Origin of the sequence: Janthinobacterium sp. B9-8 (assembly GCF_000969645.2) — a bacterium.
Classification (GTDB): Bacteria; Pseudomonadota; Gammaproteobacteria; order Burkholderiales; family Chitinibacteraceae; genus Iodobacter.
In genome coordinates, this window is sequence record NZ_CP014222.1 from 278,548 (window position 1) to 301,041 (window position 22,494).

The window sequence follows — 22,494 nt, forward strand, 5'->3', positions numbered from 1 at the left end:
CAGGTTTTCTCTGTGTAACTCCGTGTCTTCTGTGCCCTTTGTGGTTCAATGCTTGGGTTTTGTTCGCTTAATCACCATAAAAAAACAGCCCCTGAGGGCTGTGGAAATGAAGCGGTTTAACTGGCTCGTTTTCTATACCTCATCATTGTTCCTGCATTGGTCGGGTCGCTGATCGAGTGTCTTCCGGTCTCTACCCGCCCGGCAAAGCGGCGTACAAAGCCATTGCTGCCCGTTACGCTAAAGTCGTACCAATGGCCACTTTCGTATAAAGGCCATGAGTGTTCTGCATTTGCGCTAGGCGCGATGGTGACTGGCCAGGGGCCGTCGGTACGGTAGTCGTTGGCGGTGATGGTGAGTGCTGCATCCTTGCTGCCGGTGTTTTGCAGCTGCAAGTAAACATCGCCATTCACGTAGTCGTAGCAAACACGGATTTCCGGATTGCTTTCCTGGCTGTTGGTATTGCCTTTAAAGTGGCGATGAAAGCCGTTGGGCCCCAGCACCCATAAATCGTATAAGCCTTGATCGCCGGTGGTATTCCAATCATCTGATAACAGCTTGCCAGGCTCGACGGTATAGCGGCGCGGGCCACGATCGAGATGCCGCTGATCGTAGACATGAAACACGCCCGTCGCTTTGCCCGTGTTACTAAAAATTAACCACATCTTGCCGTTGGCCGCTTCGCTGCGGCCACTGGTGTGTAATTCATATGGCAGGGCGCGGGATGGCCGCGTGCCTTGGTTTTGTCGTGGCAAGGTTGGAATAAGTGGTGCGGTGGGCTTGGGGAGCTTACTTTGGTTGAGCACAATTGTATCGGCCTGGCTGGTGCTGGGCATGGGCGGCACGGTGGTGTCATTGGGCGCGGCAAAGTTAAATGCCGACATTAAATCACCACACACAGCACGTCGCCATGGGCTGATATTGGGCTCGAATACACCAAAGCGGTTTTCCAGAAATTTAATCACCGAGGTGTGATCGAATACTTCCGAATTCACCCAGCCACCCTTGCTCCAAGGTGAAATTACATACATCGGCACGCGTGGGCCCAGGCCGTAAATCTGGCCGTTGGTATGGTAATCAAGCTGGGTGTCGACGGTTGATTTGCCTGCAAAGCTGCCGTCAGCATTTTTAGCAGGGGTGGCAGGGGGCGGTACATGATCAAAAAAGCCATCGTTTTCATCAAACATCACCAGCAATACTGTTTTGCTCCAAGTATCTGGATTAGCCGTGAGTGCGTTGAGCACTTGTTGCGTGTATTCCGCACCTTGAATCGGGCTGGATGGGCCGGGGTGTTCGGAGTATTTAGCAGGAGCGACTAGCCAGGACACTTGTGGCAGGGTGCCACCTGCGGCATGGGTGGCAAATTGCGCCATTGTCCAAGTAGACATGCCATTACGCCACAGGCTGCTGTCTGGCTTGGCGCGGCGGAAGTTGGCAAAGCCTTCCAGTGAGTTGTCGCCAAAATTATCGTTGGCATCTTGATAAATACGCCAGCTGACACCGGCCTCTTCAAGGCGTTCCGGATATGTGGTCCATGAGTATTCTGCCGGGGAGGTTTTGCTTTCTCCGTCATTATTGATGACGGGGCCGCCGTTTTTTCCGGTGGGATCAACCATGCCGGTCCAGAGGTGTAGACGGTTAGGATTGGTGCCGCCATGAAACGAGCAGTGGTAGCTATCGCAAATGGTAAAGGCATTGGCCAGTGCAAATTGAAAAGGCATGTCTTCCTGGCGGTAATAGCCCATCGAATATTGGGTTTTAAATTTTGGCCATTCATCCATACGCCCACCAGCCCAAGCACTTTGCGCATCGGGCATTAAATGTGGCGTGCCGGGCACGCGTTGGGCGCTGGTGAGGCGTGTATCCATATGGTAGGGCGGCATTTCTTTGCCCGTGCCGTCTTTTTGGTGCCAAACCGATTTACCGCTAGGCAATGGAATAGGCAGCTTATCGCCAAAGCCACGCACGCCATGCAAAGTGCCAAAGTAATGATCAAAGCTGCGGTTTTCCTGCATGAGGATGACCACATGCTCTACATCGTTGATCGTGCCGGTTTGGGAATTCGCCGGGATAGCCAGTGCTTTCATAATACTGGGCGGGATCAAGGAGAGTGCCGTTGCGCCACCCGCTGTTTTTGCCGCAAGGCTTAAGAAATTTCTGCGATTGATTGCTTTCATTTTATAAATAACCTGTTTAGACGAGTCGATCGCTCAGAATTAAGGTGCGCAGTGCAAAGCGGGCGGCTGTGGCTTATTGCCTGTGCTGGTTGCCGAGGATGCCGCTGCTGCCGTAGCCGATGCGGGTTTTGCACCTTCTTTAGCAGGGGATTCATCGCTATTACACGCGGCGAGGCTGAGTAAAAGCAGGCCGCTGGCAAAGCTCAACAAACGTTTTGGGGGCATGGTGCTTTCCATCGATTAAGGATTAAACGATTTAAGTGATTTGCCTGTGGTGGCAAGGCCCATTACATCGTCTTGGCTGAGCGCGCGGTTCCAGATGGCTAAATCGCTAAAATCAAATGAGCCTGCTGCGCCACCTTTGCCCGCCGTAAAGTAATTACCCTGAGCGTCTTCATTGAGTGCTAAAACATTGAGGCCAGTAAATTTGCTTAAATCAAAGGCAGAAAGATTAGCCGTTGCAGTTTGTAATGGGCGATTAGGATCGGCAATAAACACCTGTGCGGTTTTCTTGATTGAATCCACACTCATTACCAAATAAATCCAGCTATTTGCGGAAAATGAAAGCTGTGGATCAACACGGTTTTTACCATCGCCAATATTAAATTTAATGCTGTTTAAATACTGGCCAAAGGCAAAGCCTATATTGGTACCGCTTTTATAATCTTTATTGGCAATCACCGGCACATCATTGCGCAGGGTGTCAGAGCGGAACCAAAATCCAATCGAGAATCCTGGGTTTTTAGTAAAATCAACAATTAAAGGTGTTTTAAAACCACCATCGCAGCTGGTGCATTGCGGTGTTGTGCCATTTGATGTGGATTGCAAGGCTTTATTTGCCAAAGGGCCATTTACATAATTGGCCGCACGGCCTGCAATAAAACTTGTTAATGCAGGATTGGTTTTATTGGCATTCAGATTGCTATCTAATGAGAAGTACTGAGTTAATCCAGCTAAGATACTTTCATCTAAAGTGGCAGGTTTTATATAGTCAATTTGAGCGAGATAAGAGGTGAGTGTTTTGCCCGAGCTTATTGTGTAATTAAACTTATACAGGCCATTTTTTGAAACATCTAAAGCGCTATCAGTGAAGTTGTTTACACCAGCTGCCAGCTCTTTTATTAACTTGCCGTTACGGTAAACATTAACTGGCTGTTGAGATTTCCAGCTTAGGGTGATGCTGCTGCGATCGGGATTAGCCCGCGCTTGTAATTGTTTAACGGCTGGGGCTTCTAATAAAGAAATACCATCCATTTTATGGTTTTCAGCTGAGCCTCTCACGGATAGATAATTGAGTATGGTGGGGGCAATATCGGCCTGGCTGGCATAGCTATACCAATCTGCAATATTGGCGGGTGCTTTAAGCGGCAGGCCATTTATTTTTTCAGCCAGAGGCTTATTCAATGCAATAAAGCCTGCTTGATTCGATGGCTTAGGCAGGCCATCGCTATTACCCCCTTCGCTTAGGCCATGACTAGAAGTCAGGATAAGCAGCCAGTCTTCATTATTTTGCTCTTGGCGCTTTTTAATGGTGTCGATTAATACACCCAATTGCTGATCCAGCGTTTTAAGCGTTAGCTTGTAATCATTGCCAAGACCGGTGTGCGAAGCGGTTTCTTCTGGCGCATGAAAATTAGAAACGATCAAATTAAAATTACCGCTATTGATGGCTGTTTGGGTAGATGAAACTACGCAGCTATCAAAGCCAGCACAATCAATCACATTGCTTAATTGCCCTGTATTGATATCTAACTTGAGTAGTTTATTCAGTGTGCTCCAGCTGCTAATGCTGGTGGATTGAGCCTGATTTAATTGCTTGAATATTGAATCTGTTTTAAAAACTTGGCCCGCATAATCAGAGCGTACTTCATGGCGATTAGCCCAAGAGCCACTTAGGATGGACGCCCAGCCTGGGCCGCTCAGTGTTTGCTGTTGGGTGCTTGAGCCAGCAATTCCTCCTGCATAGCTTGGGCTTAAATTTAATAGAGCAATATTGCTAAGCTGTTTATTGGCAAGTGCATCGACTAATACATCGTATTGAATGCCATCGATGCCTATCAGTAATGCTTTTTTGCTGGCAGGGCCTAGTGGGGGCAGGGTAGGTGTGGTGGGGGTGCCGGGCGTGGGCGTGGGCACTGCTGTTGGTGTGGGAGGAAGTGTGGGCACATTTGTAGGAATAGGCGTTAATGTAGGAACCGGATCTGGCGCGGGCGTAGGGACCACTGCTGGTGTTGGCGGGCTGGAAGGAAGTACCAGGATGGGGGGGCTGAGTGTTTCGGGGCTGGCAGCTGTATCTTCAGAAGAATTACAGCCTGCCATCAGTGCGCCAGAAAGCGCCAGTGTGATGGATAAATAAATACTTTTGGACATTTAAACAATCTCCTTAAATCCGCGGCAATGAATAGATATATCGCCAAATGGTTAAAAATTTGGCGGATATGAGTACTGGATATGCCGCGTAGCATAAGGAGGAGGGGTGACCTGCATATGAAAAAAAACTTAAATTTTATAAGTGCGCCATTAAGTTTTTTTTGACTATGACAAATTTATATTTTTAGTATTATTTATTTGTGATGTATTGCTGTGCAAATGGCGTAGGAGTGGCTGTAGCCGTGAATACTTTTAATAAGCCAAACTCGCCGTGGCGAGAGCTGTTCCTGAAAAAGGCTTTTTACTGGATTTGGATAAGAAGTATTTCTTGCGGGTGTATTGAGCTTAGATATCGCCATGATGGCGAGGGCAGGGGCTATCATCTCCTAGCTGATGTTGGGTTTCACTAGGAAATGACGATGGAAAGTAGAGCTCGAAAAAGTAATAATCAAAGTAGGTTGCTGCGTTTTGCGCCAATCAATTATTTAAATATAACCAGCTGGTTTGACATATTGGCCAGCTCAATAATCTGATAGTTACTTGATTCACCTTGAGGATCGATTAAGCTGGTCAAGGATTTACCTGTAAGGTCTTTATTTATTTGGCCGAATAAAGTTTCAGCACCATGATTAGCAAAGGTAATTAAGCCTTGTTCAATCAAAACAAAGCGCACAGGCAGGGCATCGGCCACATTGCGAATCAGGCTTTGGATTTCTTCCATTGCCGCTTCTGTGCTTTTTAGATGCGAAATATCCATCGCAATTGATAAAATATAGGTATTTTCATCGCGTACAATCGGCAGCTTGGTAATGTCGAACCAATGCATTTGATTGTCGGGCATGATCCATGAGTCCAGATGGCGAATGGTTTCGCCTTTTTCCAGTACTTCATTGTCCCCTAGTGTAAATGGCTGTGGTGAATCCACTAAGCCCATATGTGATTGCACCAAAAGCTCGTGCCCTAGCTGAGTTTGTGTTGCGTGGTTTACTAATAAAAAGCGCCCGTGCTTATCCCGCACAAAAATTAAATTAGGGCTGGAATCAATAATTTGATGCACAAACAGCTGTTGGTTTAATAAAGCCTGCTCGGTGTCTTTAATATGCGTGATATCGCGAATAATTGCCATGCAATCTCTTGAAGATTGCGGCAATAAACGGGCTTCAAAATAGCGCTTGATCTGATCGTTGCCAGCAAATTGGTATTCAAATGCCTGAGCTTTTTGCGTGCTTTGCACTGAAATTAAAGCTTCCAGATATTGACGGGAGATTCTGGCTGGAAAGAGGCTGGATATTTTTTTATTTTCAGCGTTAGCCTGCGGATGAATATTTGCAAAACTTTGATTGAGTGGGTTAACACTACGATTTGCAAAACTAATGCACCAGACTAAATCAGGCAGGCAGGCAGGAAAGTCATCTGCCGGGAGCGTTTCTGTATCCGGGCTGGATAAAAGATGCTGGTGTTTTTTTTGTAAAAGCAAAATGAGAACGCAAGCGGCGAACCATAGTTCTAGTAAGTAAGCCATAGGGCTTGGCTGTTTTGCTAAAAGAAAGTGCAATGCCAAAATACCCGCAACCAGTGCAAGGCAGATCATACGCGTTGATAACGCTGAGATCATGGCAAGGGGAGATTTCATATGCTGTGACCACCTTGCTAAGAGGCTGCTAGTTTAGCGGTTGAATCTCTTATTTGCGATGATTGAATTGCAAAAAATAAAAAAATAGTGGTTGTGAAACAACAAATGATCAATTAAATGCGGGTGATATAAGTGTTGTCTGTATTCTTTTTTCAGCTATGTGAAAAAACAAGAAATAGAGGGGAAAGGATTTTCTATTTATACAGAAAGAATAAAGAAAGGAGTGGTGGGTGATGACGGGGTCGAACCGCCGACATTCTGCGTGTAAGGCAGACGCTCTACCAACTGAGCTAATCACCCAATCCTTAAAACATTTAGCACGCTGAACAGGAGATCAAGCGTACAAGGAAACGCTCTAGCAACTGAGCTATCACCTATCTATTAAAACATTTAGCACGCTGAACAGGAGATCAAGCGTACAAGGAAACGCTCTAGCAATTGAGCTACGTCACCCATCTTTAAATCATTCTAAAGCAAACCAGTTATGAGTTGGCGGAGCGGACGGGACTCGAACCCGCGACCCCCGGCGTGACAGGCCGGTATTCTAACCAACTGAACTACCACTCCTCAGTTGCATAACTAATCTTATTACACACTTATTCGACTAAGTGGTGGGTGATGACGGGGTCGAACCGCCGACATTCTGCGTGTAAGGCAGACGCTCTACCAACTGAGCTAATCACCCACTGAAAAACATTTAAAACAAACCAGTTATGAGTTGGCGGAGCGGACGGGACTCGAACCCGCGACCCCCGGCGTGACAGGCCGGTATTCTAACCAACTGAACTACCACTCCTCAGTTGCATAACTAATCGTACTGCACACCTATTGCTAAGTGGTGGGTGATGACGGGGTCGAACCGCCGACATTCTGCGTGTAAGGCAGACGCTCTACCAACTGAGCTAATCACCCATCTGTAAAACAATTTGAAAACTTAAATAACTATGTAACATGGCGGAGCGGACGGGACTCGAACCCGCGACCCCCGGCGTGACAGGCCGGTATTCTAACCAACTGAACTACCACTCCGCAGCGGCATAATTATCTCTTTACTAAGCAACTCACTATTTTAGTGGTGGGTGATGACGGGGTCGAACCGCCGACATTCTGCGTGTAAGGCAGACGCTCTACCAACTGAGCTAATCACCCTGCTAAAACAACAAATCTTTACTGCCAGATAGCGGCTCTGCTTACTGAGCTGCTTACCCTGTCTCGAAAGAGGTGCGCATTAGATCACGCCATAAAATACGTGTCAACACCTTTTGAATGAAATATCTATGCGGTAGTCAGTTACTGGGCTTTGCGGTATAAATGTTGATTCCCCTTTGTGCAAAGTACCTTGCCTTCGTGAAAGCTTTCCGTGCGTCTCACCTCACTACTCTTATAGCAAAAGTACAGCCAGCCTTACTTTGCGTCTTGTTGTGGCTTTTAGCCGGGCTGTTTTGGCGTGTTTTTGAGCCGCGTCCACAAGCTTTACGTTTGATTTTACCCGCAGAAATATCTGATCAAAGAGCTCAGGATTTTTCTGCGGCGCAAGATTGGTTTGGAAGCGATAGCAGCCAAGTCGCTGCTGTATCAACGCTTCAAGCTAAACTTCTGGCGGTGATTGCAGGGCAAAAAGGCTACGGTGCTGCGATTTTTACCGGATTAGAAGCAAGTGCTGTTGCTGCGCAAGTTGGGCAAACGCTACAAGGCAATATCAAATTGCTGGAAATTGCGAGCGATCATGTTGTGCTGGATGACAATGGCCGTCGCCAAATCTTAATGCTAGAGGGCCATAACGCGGTTGCCCCGGTTGACACGAGCGTGGCGCTTACGTCGCCAGCCAATAGTCAGCCAGCCGCCGCTGCGGCAACCCAGACCTCACTTTCCCGCGGGCAACTGGCAGGAGCGATGCAAGGCGCCAATGTGGCCGATTGGGCCAAGGGGCTATCTACCTATCGCGAAGGTGGCATTCAAATTGATAATATCGCTGCTCAGCCTTTTTCAAGGCTGTTGCAATTGCAAAACGGTGATGTGATTAAAACAATTAATGGCCAGAATCTGGCCCAAGTCGCCGATATTTCTCTGATTTACACTGTATTTAGTCAGCAGCCCCAAGTGTTGCTCGTTGTGCTTCGCAACGGCAGCTCGGTCAATTTGCAATATCTTATTCAGCCTTGAGTTGTTAAACCCATGATTCTGCGCCCCTTCTTACTAGCTTGCCTTTTAGCCTCCCAGTTATCTATTGCTGCCGACGATAAGGTCACGCTTAATTTTGTGAATGCTGATATCGAATCAACCATTAAAGCGATTGGTTTGATTTCAGGTAAAAACTTTGTCATCGATCCAAGGGTAAAAGGCACGCTGAATATCGTGTCTAGCCAGGCGGTGAGCAAAGAAATGGTATTTCCGATTTTATTATCGGCACTACGCCAGCAAGGCTTCACTGCGGTTGAATCAAGCGGTGTGGTGAAAGTATTGCCCGAGGCGGATGCCAAACAACATTACAGCAGTACGGGTAACCGCAGTATGAGGCTGGCGGGCGATAAAATGGTCACGCAGGTTTATCCGCTTAAATATGAGTCCGCAGTGCAAATGGTGCCTATCCTGCGCCCATTGATTAGCCCGAATAATACAATTGCGGCTTATCCAGGTGGCAATACGCTGGTGATTACGGATTACGCCGATAATATTCGCCGTCTTAATCAGATTATTGAGCGTATTGATCAGCCTGCTAGCTCCGATGTGTTTTCGGTATCGCTTAAATACGCATCGGCTGTTGATGTGGCACAAAACCTTGGCCGCCTGATGCCGGAAATCATGGTGCAAGGCGTAAATCAAGGCGCGCCCTTGGTGGAAGGTGTAAAGCGCAGCGTGGTGGTAGCAGATTTACGCAGTAATAGTTTGTTGGTGCGTAGCGAAAACATCCTGCATGCCCAGCAAATTAAAAAACTGGCGGCAACCATGGATACCCAGGGCTCTTCCGGTGGCAATATCCATGTGGTGTATTTAAAAAATGCCGAAGCCGCCAAGCTTGCGAATACCTTGAAAGGGATTATGACCGGTCAGGATTCAGGTTCTTCTTCGACTACGCCATCTAGCAGCATGGCGGCAAGCCCAGCGGGTGGTATGCCTGCCAGTGCGCCTGCTGCCCCCACTTCTGCCGCTGCCAATGTGCAAGTGGGCGGCGTGAATGTGATGATTCAAGCCGATAATATGACTAATTCTCTGGTGATTACTGCGCCGGATAATATCTATAACAATCTGCGGACGGTGATCGATAAGCTGGATGTGCGCCGTGCTCAGGTTTATGTAGAAGCGATGATTGCCGAAGTGAATGTATCTAAAGCGGGCGCGTTTGGTGTGCAGTGGCTGCTGGCAGGGGGAAATGATAATGTTTCTGCGGTAGGGGCTGCATCATTAAATGGTTTGGGCTCCTTGCTGAAAGGCATTGCAACCAAAGATCCATCGGTGATTCCTGGTGGTTTAAGCCTAGGCATCTTAAATGGCAACCCAGTGAACGGACGCATGCCTACGCTGGGTGTGCTTGCCTCGGCGCTACAAGATAGTGGTGATGGCAATGTGCTTTCCACGCCTAATTTAATGACCCTGGATAATGAAGAAGCCAAGATCATGGTTGGGCAGAATATTCCGATTATCACGGGTACTCAGGCTTCATCGGGTGCCAATGCTAATCCATTTGTATCGATTGAGCGTAAAGATGTGGGTATTAAGCTGCGCGTTCGCCCGCAAGTGTCGGAAGGTGGCAGCATTACGCTGACGGTGTATCAGGAAGTATCAAGCATCGATAAATCGGTCTTGACTGATGGCGCGGGCTTGGCAACTAAAACGCGCTCGATTGATTCTAAAGTCTTGGTTGATGATGGCCAGATTATTGTGTTGGGGGGCTTGATCGAAGATCGGGTGACTTATAAACGTAGCCAAGTGCCCTTATTGGGAGATATTCCCTATTTGGGGGCTTTTTTCCGCTACGAAGATCGTAAATCAGAGAAAGTAAATTTGATGGTATTTCTGCGCCCCGTAGTGCTAAGAGATGCCAATGCAACGCGCACTTTATCGTCCGATCGTTATCAGTATTTACGTGCCGAGCAGAACCACTTTGAGCGCCCAACAAGCTTAGTTTTACCGGATATGCCCGCAGTAGTGCTACCCGAAGTGATTGATGCGCGCAAAGCCACGCCGCTGACCCCTTCTGAACCGGTTGTTGCACCATGAGTCGTTTAGTGCCGTACCACTTTGCCCGTGATCGTGGTGTGGTGGATGCCCACCATGAAGCGGATTCCGTTTCGGTGCTGTTTCGCAAAGGCGGTGATTTTTCTGCGCTCAACGAATTACGCCGTGTGGCAGCCAAGCCGCTTAATATTTCGGTGGTGGATGCGGCTGAGTTTGAATCGCAGCTGTCCCAATTATTTGGCCAGGGTAGTGGCGCAGCGATGGTGGTAGATGATCTGGAAGAAAACCTCGATCTGTCGCGCTTGGCTCAAGAAATGCCTGAAATCGAAGACCTACTCGAAACCGAAGACGATGCGCCGATTATTCGCTTAATTAACGCGCTGCTCACCGAAGCACTGCGTGAAAACGCCTCTGATGTGCATATTGAGCCATTCGAAACGCGATCTGTGGTGCGTTTTCGGATTGATGGGCGCTTAGCAGATGTGATCGAGCCTAAACGCGCATTGCACGCGGCGCTGGTGTCACGGATCAAAGTGATGGCAGGCCTTGATATTGCCGAAAAACGCCTGCCGCAAGATGGGCGGATTACCTTGCGTATTGCGGGTCGCCCTGTCGATGTGCGGGTTTCGACTTTACCTACCGGCCACGGCGAGCGAGTGGTATTGCGACTCTTGGATAAATCGGCAGGGCGCTTAAACCTAGCCAAGCTGGGAATGGCCGCCGATACGCTCGCCACTTTAGAAAAGCTGCTCGCTCAACCGCACGGCATTATCTTGGTGACGGGGCCAACTGGCTCGGGAAAGACCACCACGCTCTATGCCGCGATGAGCGGTATGGATGCCAATTCCAGCAATATTATGACGGTAGAAGATCCGATCGAATACGATCTGGATGGGGTAGGGCAAACCCAAGTCAGTACGCGGATTGATATGACCTTTGCCCGCGCGCTGCGTGCTATTTTGCGCCAAGACCCGGACGTGGTAATGATCGGGGAAATCCGTGACTTAGAAACCGCACAAATTGCGGTGCAAGCTTCCTTAACTGGCCACTTGGTGCTGGCAACCTTGCATACCAACGATGCAGCCAGCGCGGTAACGCGTTTGGTGGATATGGGCATCGAGCCATTCTTGCTGGCGTCGTCTTTATTAGGCGTACTGGCCCAGCGCTTAGCGCGTCGCCTCTGCCCAGCTTGCCGTCAGTTGCAAACGCCGGACGCCTTAACCACCGAGCAATTGGGCAGCGATAAGCCTGTTTATCGCGCCGTAGGCTGCTCTGAATGCAAGCAAAGCGGCTATCGTGGCCGTAGTGGCCTGTATGAATTACTGGTGATCGACGAAAATATCCGCAGCATGATGCACGAGCGTGCTACCGAGCAGGCGATTAAGCTCTACGCCAGCGGCCAAGGCATGCTTAGCTTGCGTCAGTATGGTGTGCGCCGTGTTTTAGAAGGTGAAACTACGCTGGAAGAAGTATTACGTGTTACGCGGGATGCTTAGATAATTAAAGCGCACACGGTATAAATCGTAGTGCGCTTCTTTAATTTGGAAGCATTCTGGTGTGTAAGATACTTAGCCGTATTGCCTTACGGCTAAGTGGATGAATATGAGGTTTTGCGTCGTCGTTTGCCCATTGGCCTGATCTGGCTATTTTAAGCAAAAGTATCAATTTTATTGCGATATTCACCCAATGCTTGATTAGTGGCGTTTGAGCGCTGAATGCTGGCTAGTCCTACATCGGTGGCCGCTTCTGATTTTTTGGCGACTCTTGCGGCGATTTGTTCTAATTGCTGGCTGGTTTGGCTTGAGGTTTGTTTAAGGGCTTGGCTTAGGTTCACAACGTAGGATTTTATTGCAGAAATATCCGACATGATTACTCCTCCTTAAGGCATTCTCGAACTAAGATTATGAACACGGCATGAGATAAGTTTAGCTGATATTCTTTCTTTTTAGATCGCCATCCAACAGGATTTTCTGCATGAAAGCCGGTATGAGTGATCACAATAAACGGGATGCTTTGCGTATTCCCGTTAAGTGTAAAGTCAAAATCCGTCCACTTGATTATGGCCCTGCATATTATGGCAACTGCACCGATTTAAGTGTCAGTGGCTTAACGGTGGAGACCAATTATGTGCCGAGGCTGGATGAGAAATTTGACTTGTTTGTGATGCCACCATTAGATGGTGCCGGGCCAAGAGAACCGCTGGCGGTCAGAGTGAAAGTAGTGCGTTGCCACCAGATCGAGCAGGGGGCTATTTACGAATTGGGCTTGTCCATTCTTAAGGTGATTCGATGAAGCTGATGTGTTTACTGCTGTTGCTTAGCTCTTTTGCCTCCGCAAGTGATGTGCGGGTGACTGCACGTAAAGAGGCTGATTTGGTTAAAATTGATGCTGAATTCCGCGTAGCAGTAAGCAAAGAGCAGGCTTGGCAAGTGATGGTCGATTTTGAACATATGCCGCAGTTTTTGCCGCAATTAGTTAGCAGCCATATTATTAGCCAATCGGGCAATCATTTGCGTGTGTCGCAGGCATTGAATGTGCCCTTAAGCCTGTTTAATTATCAGTATGAATCGGTACGTGATATCGATTTAAAACCCTTCAGTGAAATTCACGCCACATCGGTGGGCGGCAGTGAAGCTTATCAAAGTGTCGCACTACTGAAACCAGCCCAAGGGCAGACCGTGATAAGCTACCACGCAGAATGGCTTCCGGAATCAAGCCTGCTGGCAGGGTTTGCCCTTGATACCATGCGTAATCAGATCCGTCAGCAGTTCATCGCGATGCAGCAAGAAATGCTCAAGAGGCATGATCAGCGTGCCTCTGCCTCTACTCCACAAACTCATTAAAAAATCATCTGAATGAAACTTCTCGCTTTAAAAATTGATGTCGACACCTATCGCGGCACCCGCGAAGGCGTGCCCCGCCTTGTTGAATTGCTACAGCGTTTGGGCGCAGATGCCACCTTCTTATTTAGCCTGGGGCCAGATCACACTGGCCGCGCGATTAAACGCGTTTTCCGCCCCGGCTTTATGAAAAAAGTATCGCGCACCTCGGTGGTAGAGCACTACGGTATTCAAACCCTGCTCTACGGCACGCTCTTGCCCGGCCCGGATATTGGTCGCCGCTGTGCAGATATTTTACGAAGCGTGGCTGCTGATGGTTTTGAAGTCGGCATTCACACTTGGGATCACATCAAATGGCAAGACTATGTGGCAGGCGAATCCGCCGCATGGACGCGCGAGCAAATCGATTTAGCCGCAGCGCGTTTTGCCGAAGTATTCGGCACACCCGCTAAAACCCACGGCGCAGCGGGTTGGCAAATGAACCCAGAAGCCTATCGCCACCAGCAGCGCATGGCTTTAACTTATGCCTCGGATACACGCGGCACCCATCCATTCTGGCCCGTGGTAAAGGGTGAACCAGTACGCTGTGTGCAGTTACCTACCACCTTGCCAACGCTGGATGAATTGATCGGTGTGGGTGATTTAACGCCAGAGAATGTGCACGAGCATCTGCTCAAACTCACCGCCGCCGAGCCAGAATTCGGCCACGTCTACACCCTGCACGCCGAGCTGGAAGGCATGAAATTACTGCCTACTTTTGAGCGCCTGCTCCAAGGCTGGCTGGCTCAGGGCTATAAGCTGGTCTCAACTCTCGAGCTATTTAATGCACTTGATACCAGCACCCTGCCATATCACAGCGTAGAAATGGGCGAGCTGGAAGGCCGTAGTGGCACGCTAGCACTGCAAGGGCCAAGGTTTCCTGCTTAGGAATATATTTTAAAATTTGCTGGTGTTTCATTCATGACGTCCATTTTGCTTAAAGCTCCGCGGCTTGCATTACGTGATTTTCAAAGTACTGATCTCGATGAGGTGCATGCATATGCAGAGGATGAGCGGGTAGTTATTCATCAAGAGTGGGGCCCAAATAGCCTTGAACAAACACGTTCTTTTGTGGAAAGTTGTGTGGCTGAGCCACGCCACCCCGTGCGCCGTAGCTTTAATCTGGCTGTAGTCTTGGCGGATGGCAGCCTGATTGGAGGTTGCTTAGCCTCGGTGGATACTGAGGGCTATGCGGCGGAGATTGGGTATTCATTTCACCCTAAATATTGGGGGAAAGGCTACGCCAGCGAAGCGGTGCACTGCTTATTGCAGTTTTTGTGGCTAGATCTTGGCCTGCATCGTGTTTCTGCATCTTGCCGGCCTGAAAATTCTGCCTCTATTGCCCTGCTACAGCGTGCAGGTTTTAGGCTTGAGGGACAGCTCCGCGAGCATAAATTTATTAGAGGGCATTACCGGGATTCGTTAATTTGGGGGCGGCTAGCTGGAGACGAAGTGCATGAAGGTACTGTTCTTACTGCCTTCTCAAAGTTGGATCGATGATGGTGCCAAGCTATCCATGCTCATTTTTCCCTTGCGCTGGAGTGCACTCCAGCTTTTATGCTGATGGCCATGGTGACCTTATCCATTTCTGACGTTGCAATGCGCAGTGGTTTATCGATGGATACGCTGCGTTATTACGAGAAAATCGGCCTGATCGATGCGGTGCCGCGTGCCTTAAATGGCCAGCGCCGTTATCGGGAGGACGATTTGCACTGGATCGATTTTTTGCTGCGTTTACGTGCTACCGGCATGGGCATCGCTGATATGCAACGCTACGCCCGCTTACGGCGGGAAGGGCAAACGCTGGCAAGTGTGGTGCCGCGGCGTGAAATGCTGGAAACGCACGCCGCAGCGCTGGCTTTGCAAATTGCCAGCTTGCAGGAAAACTTACTGCTATTGCACAGCAAAATCGCCACGTATCAGCAAATGGAAGCGTCACTCTCTTCAGAGCCGCGCTAAAAACGGCCACTTCGTTGCAGCCTCTCTCGCCAAAATATCTTTTGCGTGGATATTGGATGGGCTGCCTCAAAGCGATTGTTTTTGGATGCGCTCTTCACGCAAGGAGAATGGCATGCATCAGTTATCAGGCTGGAAAAAATTTAAAGAAGTTGACGACCAGGCAGGGGAGCGGGTGATTAATAGCCTGCGTGATATTGCGCCCGATCTGGGCCGCTATATTATCGAGTTTGGCTTTGGCGAAATTTATTCCCGCCCCGGGCTTTCTCTCGCGCAAAGAGAATTGGCGACCGTCGCCATGTTGTCCGCCATGGGCAATGCTGCACCACAATTAAAAGTGCATTTAGAAGCCGCCTTAAATGTGGGGCTAAGCCGCGAAGAAATCATCGAAGTGCTGATCCAGACTGCGGTTTACGCGGGTTTTCCTGCTGCGCTCAATGCCGTGTTTGCAGCAAAAGAAATCTTTGCTCAATACCACGCACCAAGCCGCCCACTGGCTCCACTGGCTGTTGCCAAAGCGTTTGTCGCAGGATTTATCGCAGGTCAGCCGCCTTTAGATTATCTAAGCGAAGCCATAAGCTGGCATATTCCGGGTGATCGCCAAATTGTGCCTTGGGCCGGGCTTTGGCAAGGGCGTGCAGAGGTCGGGCAATGCCTACGGCAGATCGCAGCAGCGGGCCAAGCCACGCAATTTGTGATTGATCGCTGGTACGACGGCGAAAACGAAGCGCTCGCGCGTGGGCATTTCGCTTGGCAATACAAGAATGGCCACGCCTATCAAGGCGCATTTGTGATGCGCTTTGTGGTGAGAGATGGTGAGATACAAAGTTACGAGATGTTTGAAGATAGCTTCGGCATTGCACGGGCGTGGCAAGCTTAGGGAGAGTGTGTGCCGTGGCCAATTCTATCAACTTATATCTGTGCCTTTCGTAGGGCGGGTGAAACCCGCGAGCGGTATTGAAAAATACGCGGGTTTACCCGCCCTACGATGGTTTAATACTTGCCCTAGCAGCTGGCGAAGTTGGCAGGATTGGGAGTGCCCCCCTCAGCCTCAAACCATGGACAGCGCTTAGTTTTTAAGCGCTGTCTGCTGATCCAATTGGCTTAATATTTGATAAGCCGCCATCACCCGTGGTGGAATTGGATAGTTTTTATTGGCTAGAATCACAATGCCGATTTTCATGGAGGGAATAAAAGCCGCATAGGCAGCAAAGCCATTGGTGGAGCCGGTTTTATTAATCCACGCCATGCTTTGTGGTGCTAAAACGGGGGTGATTTTACTCGCTGCATTGGCTTCATAAGCCATAGCATCTCTATTACCTGTTAATAATTTATTTAATTCTACAGGATAAGCGTATTGCTCCCAGATTAAGTCTTGTATGATCCCGCCAGATTTAAAATAGCCGCTGTGGGTATTGATCAGTGCTTGTTGCACTTTATCGTTTATTTTACCTATTTGCATATTGGCATTGATATATTTAATCATATCCGCCGAGCTGGATTTTACGCCGTAGGCTTCGGATGCTAAAACACCGGGGGTGACTCTGACTGGGGCGTCTTTTTTATTGTAGCCCTGAGCGTAATTTTTCATTTGCGCTGCGGGTACATTGACATAGCTATTAGTCATTCCTAGCTCAGGGAATAATTTCTTTTCGATGGCATCTTCAAAAGAAGTATTCATGCTTTTAGCAGTAATTAAGCCAAGCAGGCCAATGCTGGGGTTGGAATAAACGCGATAAGTACCCGCCGCGTGCTTGGGCTGCCAGTTTTTAAAATAATCCATCAGCTGCTCATTATTTGTAATCTCGTCAGGCACTTGCAGCGGCAAGCCGCCAGCAGTATGCGTTGCCAGATTAAGTAGGCTGACTTTATCAAAGGCACTGCCGCGTAAAGACGGCAAATGCTGGCTAACGCTATCGCTAAAAGAAAGCTGGCCATTGATTTGGGCATACGAGGCCAGTGTGGCGGTAAAGGTTTTACTAATTGAGCCAATTTCAAACAGCGTATCTTGGCTCACCGCCTGCTTGCCCTCTTTTGATGCTACGCCGTAATTATAAAAATAATTCTTGCCATCAATACTCACCGCAACTGCCATCCCTGGAATATTGAATTGTTTTTGTATGGGAGTGATTGCCGTGCTGACTATTTTTTGAATATAGGCTTGATCTATATTTTCTGCTGCGTGGCTTAATGGGCTAATTACACAGCTTAAAACAGAGAGGATCTTTAATAGCTTTGTTGCTTTTCTACGCATGAGTTTATTTCCTGTTCTCAAAATGAATAATGTGTTTTATGAAGATAGTGCTGGCATTTTAGACAGATGCGTATATCGCGGCATGGTATTTAATTACATAATTTTATGTGGGTTACACTGCGGGTTACACTTTGTTAATGGCACCTTAAGTTGAAGGCGCTTTGCTTATTTTGATGCTCACTTTTTATATTAACTTGGATATGCTGATAGACTATTAAAGCGAGCTAAATATAATCCTTCATTGTCATCAGGTGCGTTTATGCAAAGTCTTCACGGTAAAGTGGTGCTCATTACGGGGGGAACCACGGGAATTGGTTTGGCTGCCGCAAAGGCGTTTGTTGCGTGTGGCGCTAAGGTGGTGGTGGCCGCGCGTAATGGTGAGCAAGGGGCGGCGGCGGAGCTAGAACTTCGCACACTGGGGGACGCCGTGTTTCATGGCTGCGATGTGATAGATCCATTGTCCGTTGCCGCCTTAGTCAGCTTTACTATCGAGCACTATGGTCAGCTGGATGCCGCTGTTAATAGCGCGGCATGCGATACGCGCCCGATCCCGACTCATGAAATGTCTTTTGAAGATGCCAGCAAGACCGTATCGACGGATGTTTTAGGCGTCTTTAACTGCATGAAGTATCAAATTGAGGCCATGCTGCACTTGGGGGGCGGCACGATTGTGAATGTGTCATCGCTGAATGGCTTGTCAGGTGCGCCGACTGCTGCGGTGTACAGCGCGGCAAAGCACGCTGTGATTGGGCTGACTCGCTCGACGGCAAGGGAATATATCGGGCGAGGCGTGCGGATTAATGCTGTTTGTCCCGGCGCGACTGAAACACCGCGTCGCGAGCGTCGCACGGCGCATCTCTCTGAGGATCAATTGCTTGAGCATCAGACGCAGCTAGCGCAAGCCATCCCTATAGGCAGGCTCGCAAAAGCCGACGAAATTGCCAACGCCATTCTCTGGTTAAGCACCGCCGCATCGTCTTATGTGGTTGGGCATAGTCTTGTGGTGGATGGTGGCTTGCACGCTTGAACTCAAAGACTGCTTTTTGTGGATACATTATTTACGGAGTATTACATCGGTGACGCTCGTTCTGTTACCTGGAATGGATGGTACAGGCCAATTGTTTGCATCATTTATTGCAGCTCTTGGGACTGGGTATAATGTGAAGGTTGTTGTTTTCCCTCCAGCTGAGCCTTTAGGCTATAAAGAGCTTGAGCAGATCGCCCGTGCAGCACTTCCCATTGATGGGCCCTATATTATTCTTGGCGAATCATTCTCTGGCCCTATTGCCGTGTCTCTTGCTGCCTCTGGCTCACCGAATCTTAAAGGTTTGATTTTGTGCTGCTCGTTTTTGAGCAACCCTCGTCCAATATTTTCAGCTTTTCACTCACTGATTATGATTCTTCCACGGGTTCCTGTGAGTCTGCTCGCTCGGGTTTTGTTTGGGCGTTTTATCACGAGAGAATTACAAGTGGCGCTTACTCAGGCTCTTTCGCTAGTATCGCTATCGGTTATACGAGCTAGGCTGCAGGCTGTGCTGGCTATTAACGTTTCAAGTCAGTTGTCTGTGGTTAAAGTGCCCGTGCTGTATCTACGCGCGTCGCGCGATCAAGTTGTCCCCGCCAGTGCTTCAGCTCTGATTGCCAAGCTCAATCCGCGTACTCGTATTATCGAGTTGGTGGCACCACACTGTCTGTTGCAAGCTTTCCCGATTAAGGCTGCTCAGGAGGTCAATACTTTCGTGCGTGAACTTCAGAGTGGGTTTTAATATTTTTATTAAGTGAGTGTCTTTCAAGGTTGGAATCGCTGAGCTACTTAACAAAGTTTTATTGAAACCTCATTGGTGTACGGGCTTGCTCGTAGTCGCAGATTTACAACAAATAATAGAAAGGCCACATCTGCCAATCCTTACGTGGGCATAATCCAGTGAATAAGTAATTAATAATAAACACAGGGGAAGGCAATGAAGGGGCAAGCTGGAATGACATTACGTAGTCGATTGGTCTTGGTTGCAGGCATCACCTTGCTGGCGTTTATTATGATGGGCAGTTTGATGTTGCTGCATTTCAAGGACGAGATGCTGAGTGGCCGTAAAGATAAGGTTCGCAACTTAGCCGAATCGGCACAAACGGTGGTGGCGCATTTTGAGCAGCTTAGTCGCGATGGAAAAATGGATCAGCCCTCTGCACAAGTCGCTGCGCTGCAAGCTTTAAGAGCAATTCGTTACGACAAGAAAGAATATTTTTGGGTGAATGATGAAAGCCCAAAAATGCTGATGCACCCCATGAAGCCCGAGCTGGAAGGCAAAGACTTGTCTGCGCTGAAAGATCCTAATGGCAAGGCGCTGTTTCTTGAAATGGTGAAGGTGGTTAAAAGTGAGGGCGCAGGCTTTGTTAGCTATCAGTGGAGTAAGCCGGGTAGCACCGAGCCGGTTGATAAAATTTCTTATGTGCAAGGCTTCTCAGCTTGGGGTTGGGTGATCGGCACGGGTGTTTATATTGATGATGTGAATGAAAAATTCCGCAGGGTTTTATATGTGCTCTTGCCATTGGGTTTATTGATGATGGCGCTGGTGACGTTGACGCTGATATTGCTGGGGCGCTCTTTATTTAAGCTATTGGGGTGTGAGCCGCAGGAAGCCGTTGCGCTGGCCAGAAGTGTGGCGAGTGGCCATCTTGATCAAAACGTGGTCTGTAAGGCCGAAGATAAAGATAGCTTGATGGCTAGCCTGCGGGATATGCAGCAAACCTTACGCGCTATGATCGGCGAGGTGATTAGCGGCGCTGGGCAAATGAGTACGGCGGCGAGCAGTTTAAGTGATCGCTCGGCCGAAGTGGCCCGTCGCTCTAATGAGCAGAGCGAATCGGCATCGTCGATGGCAGCGTCGGTAGAGGAAATGTCGGTGTCGATTGATCATGTCACCGCGAACACCAATGATGCCCGTGGCTTGGCCGAATCGGCCAGAGAGATGTCGGGCCGTGGTGCGGTGGTGATTCATCGTGCCACATCCGAGGTGCACAAAATTGCCGAGCTGGTAAAGGGATCGGCGGTAAGGATTGAGGAGTTGGGCCGCCAGTCCGACAAGATCACCTCGATTGTTGGCACGATTAAGGATATTGCCGATCAAACGAATTTGCTGGCGCTCAATGCCGCGATTGAAGCGGCAAGGGCAGGCGAGCAGGGCCGTGGCTTTGCCGTGGTGGCCGATGAAGTGCGTAAGTTGGCTGAGCGCACTAGCCAATCCACGGTGGAAATTGCTGCGATGGTTGGGCAGATTCAATCCGGCACGCGGGAAGCGATTGTGCAAATGGAAAGTGGTGTGCAGCAAGCGAATGCCAGCGTACTGTTGGCTAATGAGGCGGGAACAGCCATCGAAGATATTCGTAGCGGGGCAGAGCAAGTGCGGAGTGTGGTCGATAGCATCAGCAGCGCCATCCGTGAGCAAAGCATGGCCACTACAGAAATCGCCAAGGCGGTGGAGCAGATCGCTCAGAGAGCAGAAGTAGAAGCGCGTGAAATTCAGCTCAGCGCCCGCTCTGCACAAGATTTACAAAATTTATCTGCCCATTTGCATCAGTCGGTGCAGCGGTTTATTTTGTAATGATCAACAGGGCTTTTACTTAGCTCCTGATTAGCAAAATCCTTCAGTTGGCTTTGATAGAGAGCCAAACCTTGAACCACAGAGTAAAACGAGGACACAGAGGCCACAGAGAAAATCATCGCATCTATCGTTTCTTCTGTGCTTTCTGTGGCATCAAGGGCTCAATACCTTGCTTACTTACTGAAGGATCTTTGTCATCAGGCCTTAGCTTGAGTAAGGTCAATTTTATAGGGTGCAAAACGCCAAAGGCGTTACGCACCGCAACAAGCCGGCGAGCAAGGAACGCAGATTCTATGAAAAATCTGCGTTCGTGCTTGTATTAGCTTGATGCTTAAAAGGAGCTCTCAGAGCTCCTTTTTGCTTTACGCCCCCAAATCCAAAATCAATTGCCTTGCACATTCGCTTAAATCACTCGATGGATCAATGACGAGAGGCCTTGCATCGCTTAGCCTCAGGTAATTGCTTTGGCTGCTGCGTTTGTAGGCGGGGTCGTAGTGTTTGCTGATTAGCTCGCCAAATAGTTCGGCTTTTTTTCCTTGATCGATCAGCTCGTTCCATTGGGCTAACACTACTTTGCCGTGCATTTCGACTAGGCGGCTTAATTTGGTTTTAAAGCTAAGCGGGTCGTCAAATAGGTTGGCGTAGTCGTCGCATAAAAAGCGGATTCGGTCTTCAAAGCTGGCCTGCACCAAGATGCAATCGGCGGCGCGAATGGCGAGCATCAGGCTGGCGGGCAGATGCACCAAGCCGATGCGTTTGCTTTCGGCTTCAACAAACACTGGGCGGCTTGGGTCAAATTGAGAGAGTTGGTGGATGAGCTGGCTATCAAAGCTTTTTTGCGAAGGCTGCGGTGCGGCAGGGCTGGCACCGAGTACCGAGCCACGATGCTTTGCAAGGCCTTCTAAATCCAGTGTTTGTGCTCCGGTCCGCTCTAGTGCATTGAGTAAGCGTGTTTTGCCACAGCCAGTGTGGCCGGCCAAAACAATAAAGCGCGATACGGCGGGGATGGCGTCTAGCTTGACTAAAATATCACCACGATAAGTCTTGTAGCCGCCTTGTAATTGCCGTGCTTTCCAGCCGATTAGATTAAACCAAGTGGTCATCGATCCAGAGCGCTTGCCGCCACGCCAGCAGTAAATCAGCGGCTTCCAGTTCTTCGGCTTGTCTTTAAAAGTGGTGGCAAGGTGAATGCCGAGGTTTTTGGCGACCAGACCCGCGCCTAATTTAGTGGCGGCAAAGGGATCTTGTTTATACAGCGTACCAACGATGACGCGCTCTTCATTGCTGAGTACGGGCGCGTTGATCGCGCCGGGAATATGGTCATCGGCAAATTCAAGTGGAGTGCGTACATCGATCACCTCATCAAAGGTGGAGAGGTCTGCTAAGGTCGCCAATAAATTTTTCACTTCATTTCACTATATGCACTTGATTGGTGTAATTGTCCCACGGCAGT

At 49.0% G+C, this 22,494-nt stretch carries 18 protein-coding genes, 7 tRNA genes and 1 pseudogene; 12 read left to right on the plus strand and 14 right to left on the minus strand.

What is annotated here, in order from left to right; translation table 11 throughout:
• Positions 1-116: 116 nt before the first annotated feature.
• The 11 genes from VN23_RS01110 to VN23_RS01160 form a co-directional block, all read right to left on the minus strand.
• Positions 117-2,174, minus strand: a complete 2,058-nt coding sequence (locus tag VN23_RS01110; RefSeq protein ID WP_046351021.1) for a phosphocholine-specific phospholipase C — start codon at positions 2,172-2,174, stop codon at positions 117-119.
• Positions 2,175-2,213: 39 nt separating this feature from the next.
• Positions 2,214-2,399 (minus strand): hypothetical protein, encoded by a 186-nt coding sequence (locus VN23_RS01115; RefSeq protein WP_156455093.1) that lies wholly within the window; start codon positions 2,397-2,399, stop codon positions 2,214-2,216.
• 15 nt (positions 2,400-2,414) lie between these two features.
• Entirely contained in the window at positions 2,415-4,544 is a 2,130-nt protein-coding gene (locus VN23_RS01120) for a LamG-like jellyroll fold domain-containing protein (protein ID WP_046351023.1), read from the minus strand.
• A 481-nt stretch (positions 4,545-5,025) separates the two neighbouring features.
• The gene (locus VN23_RS01125) at positions 5,026-6,177 is read right to left on the minus strand and encodes a PAS domain-containing protein (RefSeq protein ID WP_046351024.1); all 1,152 of its coding nucleotides are present in this window, start codon (positions 6,175-6,177) and stop codon (positions 5,026-5,028) included.
• A gap of 224 nt (positions 6,178-6,401) precedes the next feature.
• Positions 6,402-6,477: transfer RNA gene (locus VN23_RS01130), tRNA-Val, on the minus strand.
• A 190-nt stretch (positions 6,478-6,667) separates the two neighbouring features.
• A tRNA-Asp gene (locus VN23_RS01135) sits at positions 6,668-6,744 on the minus strand.
• A 42-nt stretch (positions 6,745-6,786) separates the two neighbouring features.
• Positions 6,787-6,862 (minus strand) — tRNA-Val (locus VN23_RS01140).
• A 34-nt stretch (positions 6,863-6,896) separates the two neighbouring features.
• Positions 6,897-6,973 (minus strand) — tRNA-Asp (locus tag VN23_RS01145).
• 40 nt (positions 6,974-7,013) lie between these two features.
• Positions 7,014-7,089: transfer RNA gene (locus tag VN23_RS01150), tRNA-Val, on the minus strand.
• A 40-nt stretch (positions 7,090-7,129) separates the two neighbouring features.
• A tRNA-Asp gene (locus VN23_RS01155) sits at positions 7,130-7,206 on the minus strand.
• A gap of 44 nt (positions 7,207-7,250) precedes the next feature.
• A tRNA-Val gene (locus VN23_RS01160) sits at positions 7,251-7,326 on the minus strand.
• A 162-nt stretch (positions 7,327-7,488) separates the two neighbouring features.
• Here VN23_RS01160 and VN23_RS01165 point away from each other — a divergent pair.
• Genes VN23_RS01165 through gspE form a run of 3 tightly spaced genes read left to right on the plus strand, consistent with a single transcriptional unit; the run spans position 7,489 to position 11,849 of the window.
• Positions 7,489-8,340, plus strand: a complete 852-nt coding sequence (locus VN23_RS01165) for a type II secretion system protein N (protein WP_082752536.1) — start codon at positions 7,489-7,491, stop codon at positions 8,338-8,340.
• A 12-nt stretch (positions 8,341-8,352) separates the two neighbouring features.
• Positions 8,353-10,395 (plus strand): type II secretion system secretin GspD, encoded by a 2,043-nt coding sequence (gene gspD / locus VN23_RS01170; protein WP_046351026.1) that lies wholly within the window; start codon positions 8,353-8,355, stop codon positions 10,393-10,395.
• Positions 10,392-11,849: a type II secretion system ATPase GspE gene (gspE, locus tag VN23_RS01175; RefSeq protein ID WP_046351027.1), complete on the plus strand. Its 1,458-nt coding sequence runs from the start codon at positions 10,392-10,394 to the stop codon at positions 11,847-11,849. The genes gspD and gspE overlap by 4 nt, the downstream gene beginning before the upstream one ends.
• Positions 11,850-12,001: 152 nt before the next feature.
• Here the strand turns inward: gspE and VN23_RS01180 are convergent, their stop codons facing one another.
• Positions 12,002-12,220 (minus strand): hypothetical protein, encoded by a 219-nt coding sequence (locus tag VN23_RS01180; RefSeq protein WP_046351028.1) that lies wholly within the window; start codon positions 12,218-12,220, stop codon positions 12,002-12,004.
• A gap of 107 nt (positions 12,221-12,327) precedes the next feature.
• Here VN23_RS01180 and VN23_RS01185 point away from each other — a divergent pair, with 107 nt between their 5' ends.
• The 6 genes and pseudogenes from VN23_RS01185 to VN23_RS22035 form a co-directional block, all read left to right on the plus strand.
• Positions 12,328-12,645 (plus strand): PilZ domain-containing protein, encoded by a 318-nt coding sequence (locus VN23_RS01185; RefSeq protein ID WP_046351029.1) that lies wholly within the window; start codon positions 12,328-12,330, stop codon positions 12,643-12,645.
• On the plus strand, positions 12,642-13,196 hold the full coding sequence (locus VN23_RS01190) for an SRPBCC family protein (RefSeq protein ID WP_046351030.1): 555 nt from the start codon (positions 12,642-12,644) through the stop codon (positions 13,194-13,196). The genes VN23_RS01185 and VN23_RS01190 overlap by 4 nt, the downstream gene beginning before the upstream one ends.
• A gap of 12 nt (positions 13,197-13,208) precedes the next feature.
• The gene (locus tag VN23_RS01195) at positions 13,209-14,120 is read left to right on the plus strand and encodes a polysaccharide deacetylase family protein (RefSeq protein WP_046351031.1); all 912 of its coding nucleotides are present in this window, start codon (positions 13,209-13,211) and stop codon (positions 14,118-14,120) included.
• 33 nt (positions 14,121-14,153) lie between these two features.
• Positions 14,154-14,732 carry a GNAT family N-acetyltransferase gene (locus VN23_RS01200; protein ID WP_046351032.1) on the plus strand — a complete coding sequence of 193 codons (579 nt, stop codon included), beginning with the start codon at positions 14,154-14,156 and terminating at the stop codon, positions 14,730-14,732.
• Positions 14,733-14,801: 69 nt separating this feature from the next.
• Complete coding sequence (locus VN23_RS01205; protein ID WP_046351133.1) at positions 14,802-15,191, plus strand: MerR family transcriptional regulator; 390 nt, start codon at positions 14,802-14,804, stop codon at positions 15,189-15,191.
• Between the two features lie 85 nt (positions 15,192-15,276).
• A pseudogene (locus VN23_RS22035) lies at positions 15,277-15,669 on the plus strand (carboxymuconolactone decarboxylase family protein); the annotation flags it as partial.
• A 588-nt stretch (positions 15,670-16,257) separates the two neighbouring features.
• Here VN23_RS22035 and ampC read toward each other — a convergent pair.
• On the minus strand, positions 16,258-17,442 hold the full coding sequence (gene ampC, locus VN23_RS01215) for a class C beta-lactamase (protein WP_046351033.1): 1,185 nt from the start codon (positions 17,440-17,442) through the stop codon (positions 16,258-16,260).
• Between the two features lie 259 nt (positions 17,443-17,701).
• On the opposite strand from ampC, the gene VN23_RS01220 reads away from it, so the two are divergent.
• From VN23_RS01220 to VN23_RS01230, 3 genes are all read left to right on the plus strand, one after another.
• A complete protein-coding gene (locus VN23_RS01220; RefSeq protein WP_046351034.1) occupies positions 17,702-18,469 on the plus strand; it encodes an SDR family NAD(P)-dependent oxidoreductase in 768 nt (255 codons plus the stop codon).
• 49 nt (positions 18,470-18,518) lie between these two features.
• Entirely contained in the window at positions 18,519-19,208 is a 690-nt protein-coding gene (locus VN23_RS01225; protein ID WP_197432995.1) for an alpha/beta fold hydrolase, read from the plus strand.
• A 213-nt stretch (positions 19,209-19,421) separates the two neighbouring features.
• Positions 19,422-21,041: a methyl-accepting chemotaxis protein gene (locus VN23_RS01230; protein ID WP_046351135.1), complete on the plus strand. Its 1,620-nt coding sequence runs from the start codon at positions 19,422-19,424 to the stop codon at positions 21,039-21,041.
• Positions 21,042-21,403: 362 nt separating this feature from the next.
• Here the strand turns inward: VN23_RS01230 and mnmH are convergent, their stop codons facing one another.
• Positions 21,404-22,447, minus strand: a complete 1,044-nt coding sequence (mnmH, locus tag VN23_RS01235; RefSeq protein ID WP_062654791.1) for a tRNA 2-selenouridine(34) synthase MnmH — start codon at positions 22,445-22,447, stop codon at positions 21,404-21,406.
• Between the last annotated feature and the right edge of the window lie 47 nt (positions 22,448-22,494).

What these genes read in the sequence shown, in the direction of transcription:
- VN23_RS01110 (WP_046351021.1), bottom strand. Translation starts at nt 2,174, where the DNA reads ATGAAAGCAATCAATCGCAGAAATTTCTTAAGCCTTGCGGCAAAAACA.
- VN23_RS01115 (WP_156455093.1), bottom strand. Translation starts at nt 2,399, where the DNA reads ATGCCCCCAAAACGTTTGTTGAGCTTTGCCAGCGGCCTGCTTTTACTC.
- VN23_RS01120 (WP_046351023.1), bottom strand. Translation starts at nt 4,544, where the DNA reads ATGTCCAAAAGTATTTATTTATCCATCACACTGGCGCTTTCTGGCGCA.
- VN23_RS01125 (WP_046351024.1), bottom strand. Translation starts at nt 6,177, where the DNA reads ATGAAATCTCCCCTTGCCATGATCTCAGCGTTATCAACGCGTATGATC.
- VN23_RS01165 (WP_082752536.1), top strand. Translation starts at nt 7,489, where the DNA reads ATGTTGATTCCCCTTTGTGCAAAGTACCTTGCCTTCGTGAAAGCTTTC.
- gspD (WP_046351026.1), top strand. Translation starts at nt 8,353, where the DNA reads ATGATTCTGCGCCCCTTCTTACTAGCTTGCCTTTTAGCCTCCCAGTTA.
- gspE (WP_046351027.1), top strand. Translation starts at nt 10,392, where the DNA reads ATGAGTCGTTTAGTGCCGTACCACTTTGCCCGTGATCGTGGTGTGGTG.
- VN23_RS01180 (WP_046351028.1), bottom strand. Translation starts at nt 12,220, where the DNA reads ATGTCGGATATTTCTGCAATAAAATCCTACGTTGTGAACCTAAGCCAA.
- VN23_RS01185 (WP_046351029.1), top strand. Translation starts at nt 12,328, where the DNA reads ATGAAAGCCGGTATGAGTGATCACAATAAACGGGATGCTTTGCGTATT.
- VN23_RS01190 (WP_046351030.1), top strand. Translation starts at nt 12,642, where the DNA reads ATGAAGCTGATGTGTTTACTGCTGTTGCTTAGCTCTTTTGCCTCCGCA.
- VN23_RS01195 (WP_046351031.1), top strand. Translation starts at nt 13,209, where the DNA reads ATGAAACTTCTCGCTTTAAAAATTGATGTCGACACCTATCGCGGCACC.
- VN23_RS01200 (WP_046351032.1), top strand. Translation starts at nt 14,154, where the DNA reads ATGACGTCCATTTTGCTTAAAGCTCCGCGGCTTGCATTACGTGATTTT.
- VN23_RS01205 (WP_046351133.1), top strand. Translation starts at nt 14,802, where the DNA reads ATGGTGACCTTATCCATTTCTGACGTTGCAATGCGCAGTGGTTTATCG.
- ampC (WP_046351033.1), bottom strand. Translation starts at nt 17,442, where the DNA reads ATGCGTAGAAAAGCAACAAAGCTATTAAAGATCCTCTCTGTTTTAAGC.
- VN23_RS01220 (WP_046351034.1), top strand. Translation starts at nt 17,702, where the DNA reads ATGCAAAGTCTTCACGGTAAAGTGGTGCTCATTACGGGGGGAACCACG.
- VN23_RS01230 (WP_046351135.1), top strand. Translation starts at nt 19,422, where the DNA reads ATGACATTACGTAGTCGATTGGTCTTGGTTGCAGGCATCACCTTGCTG.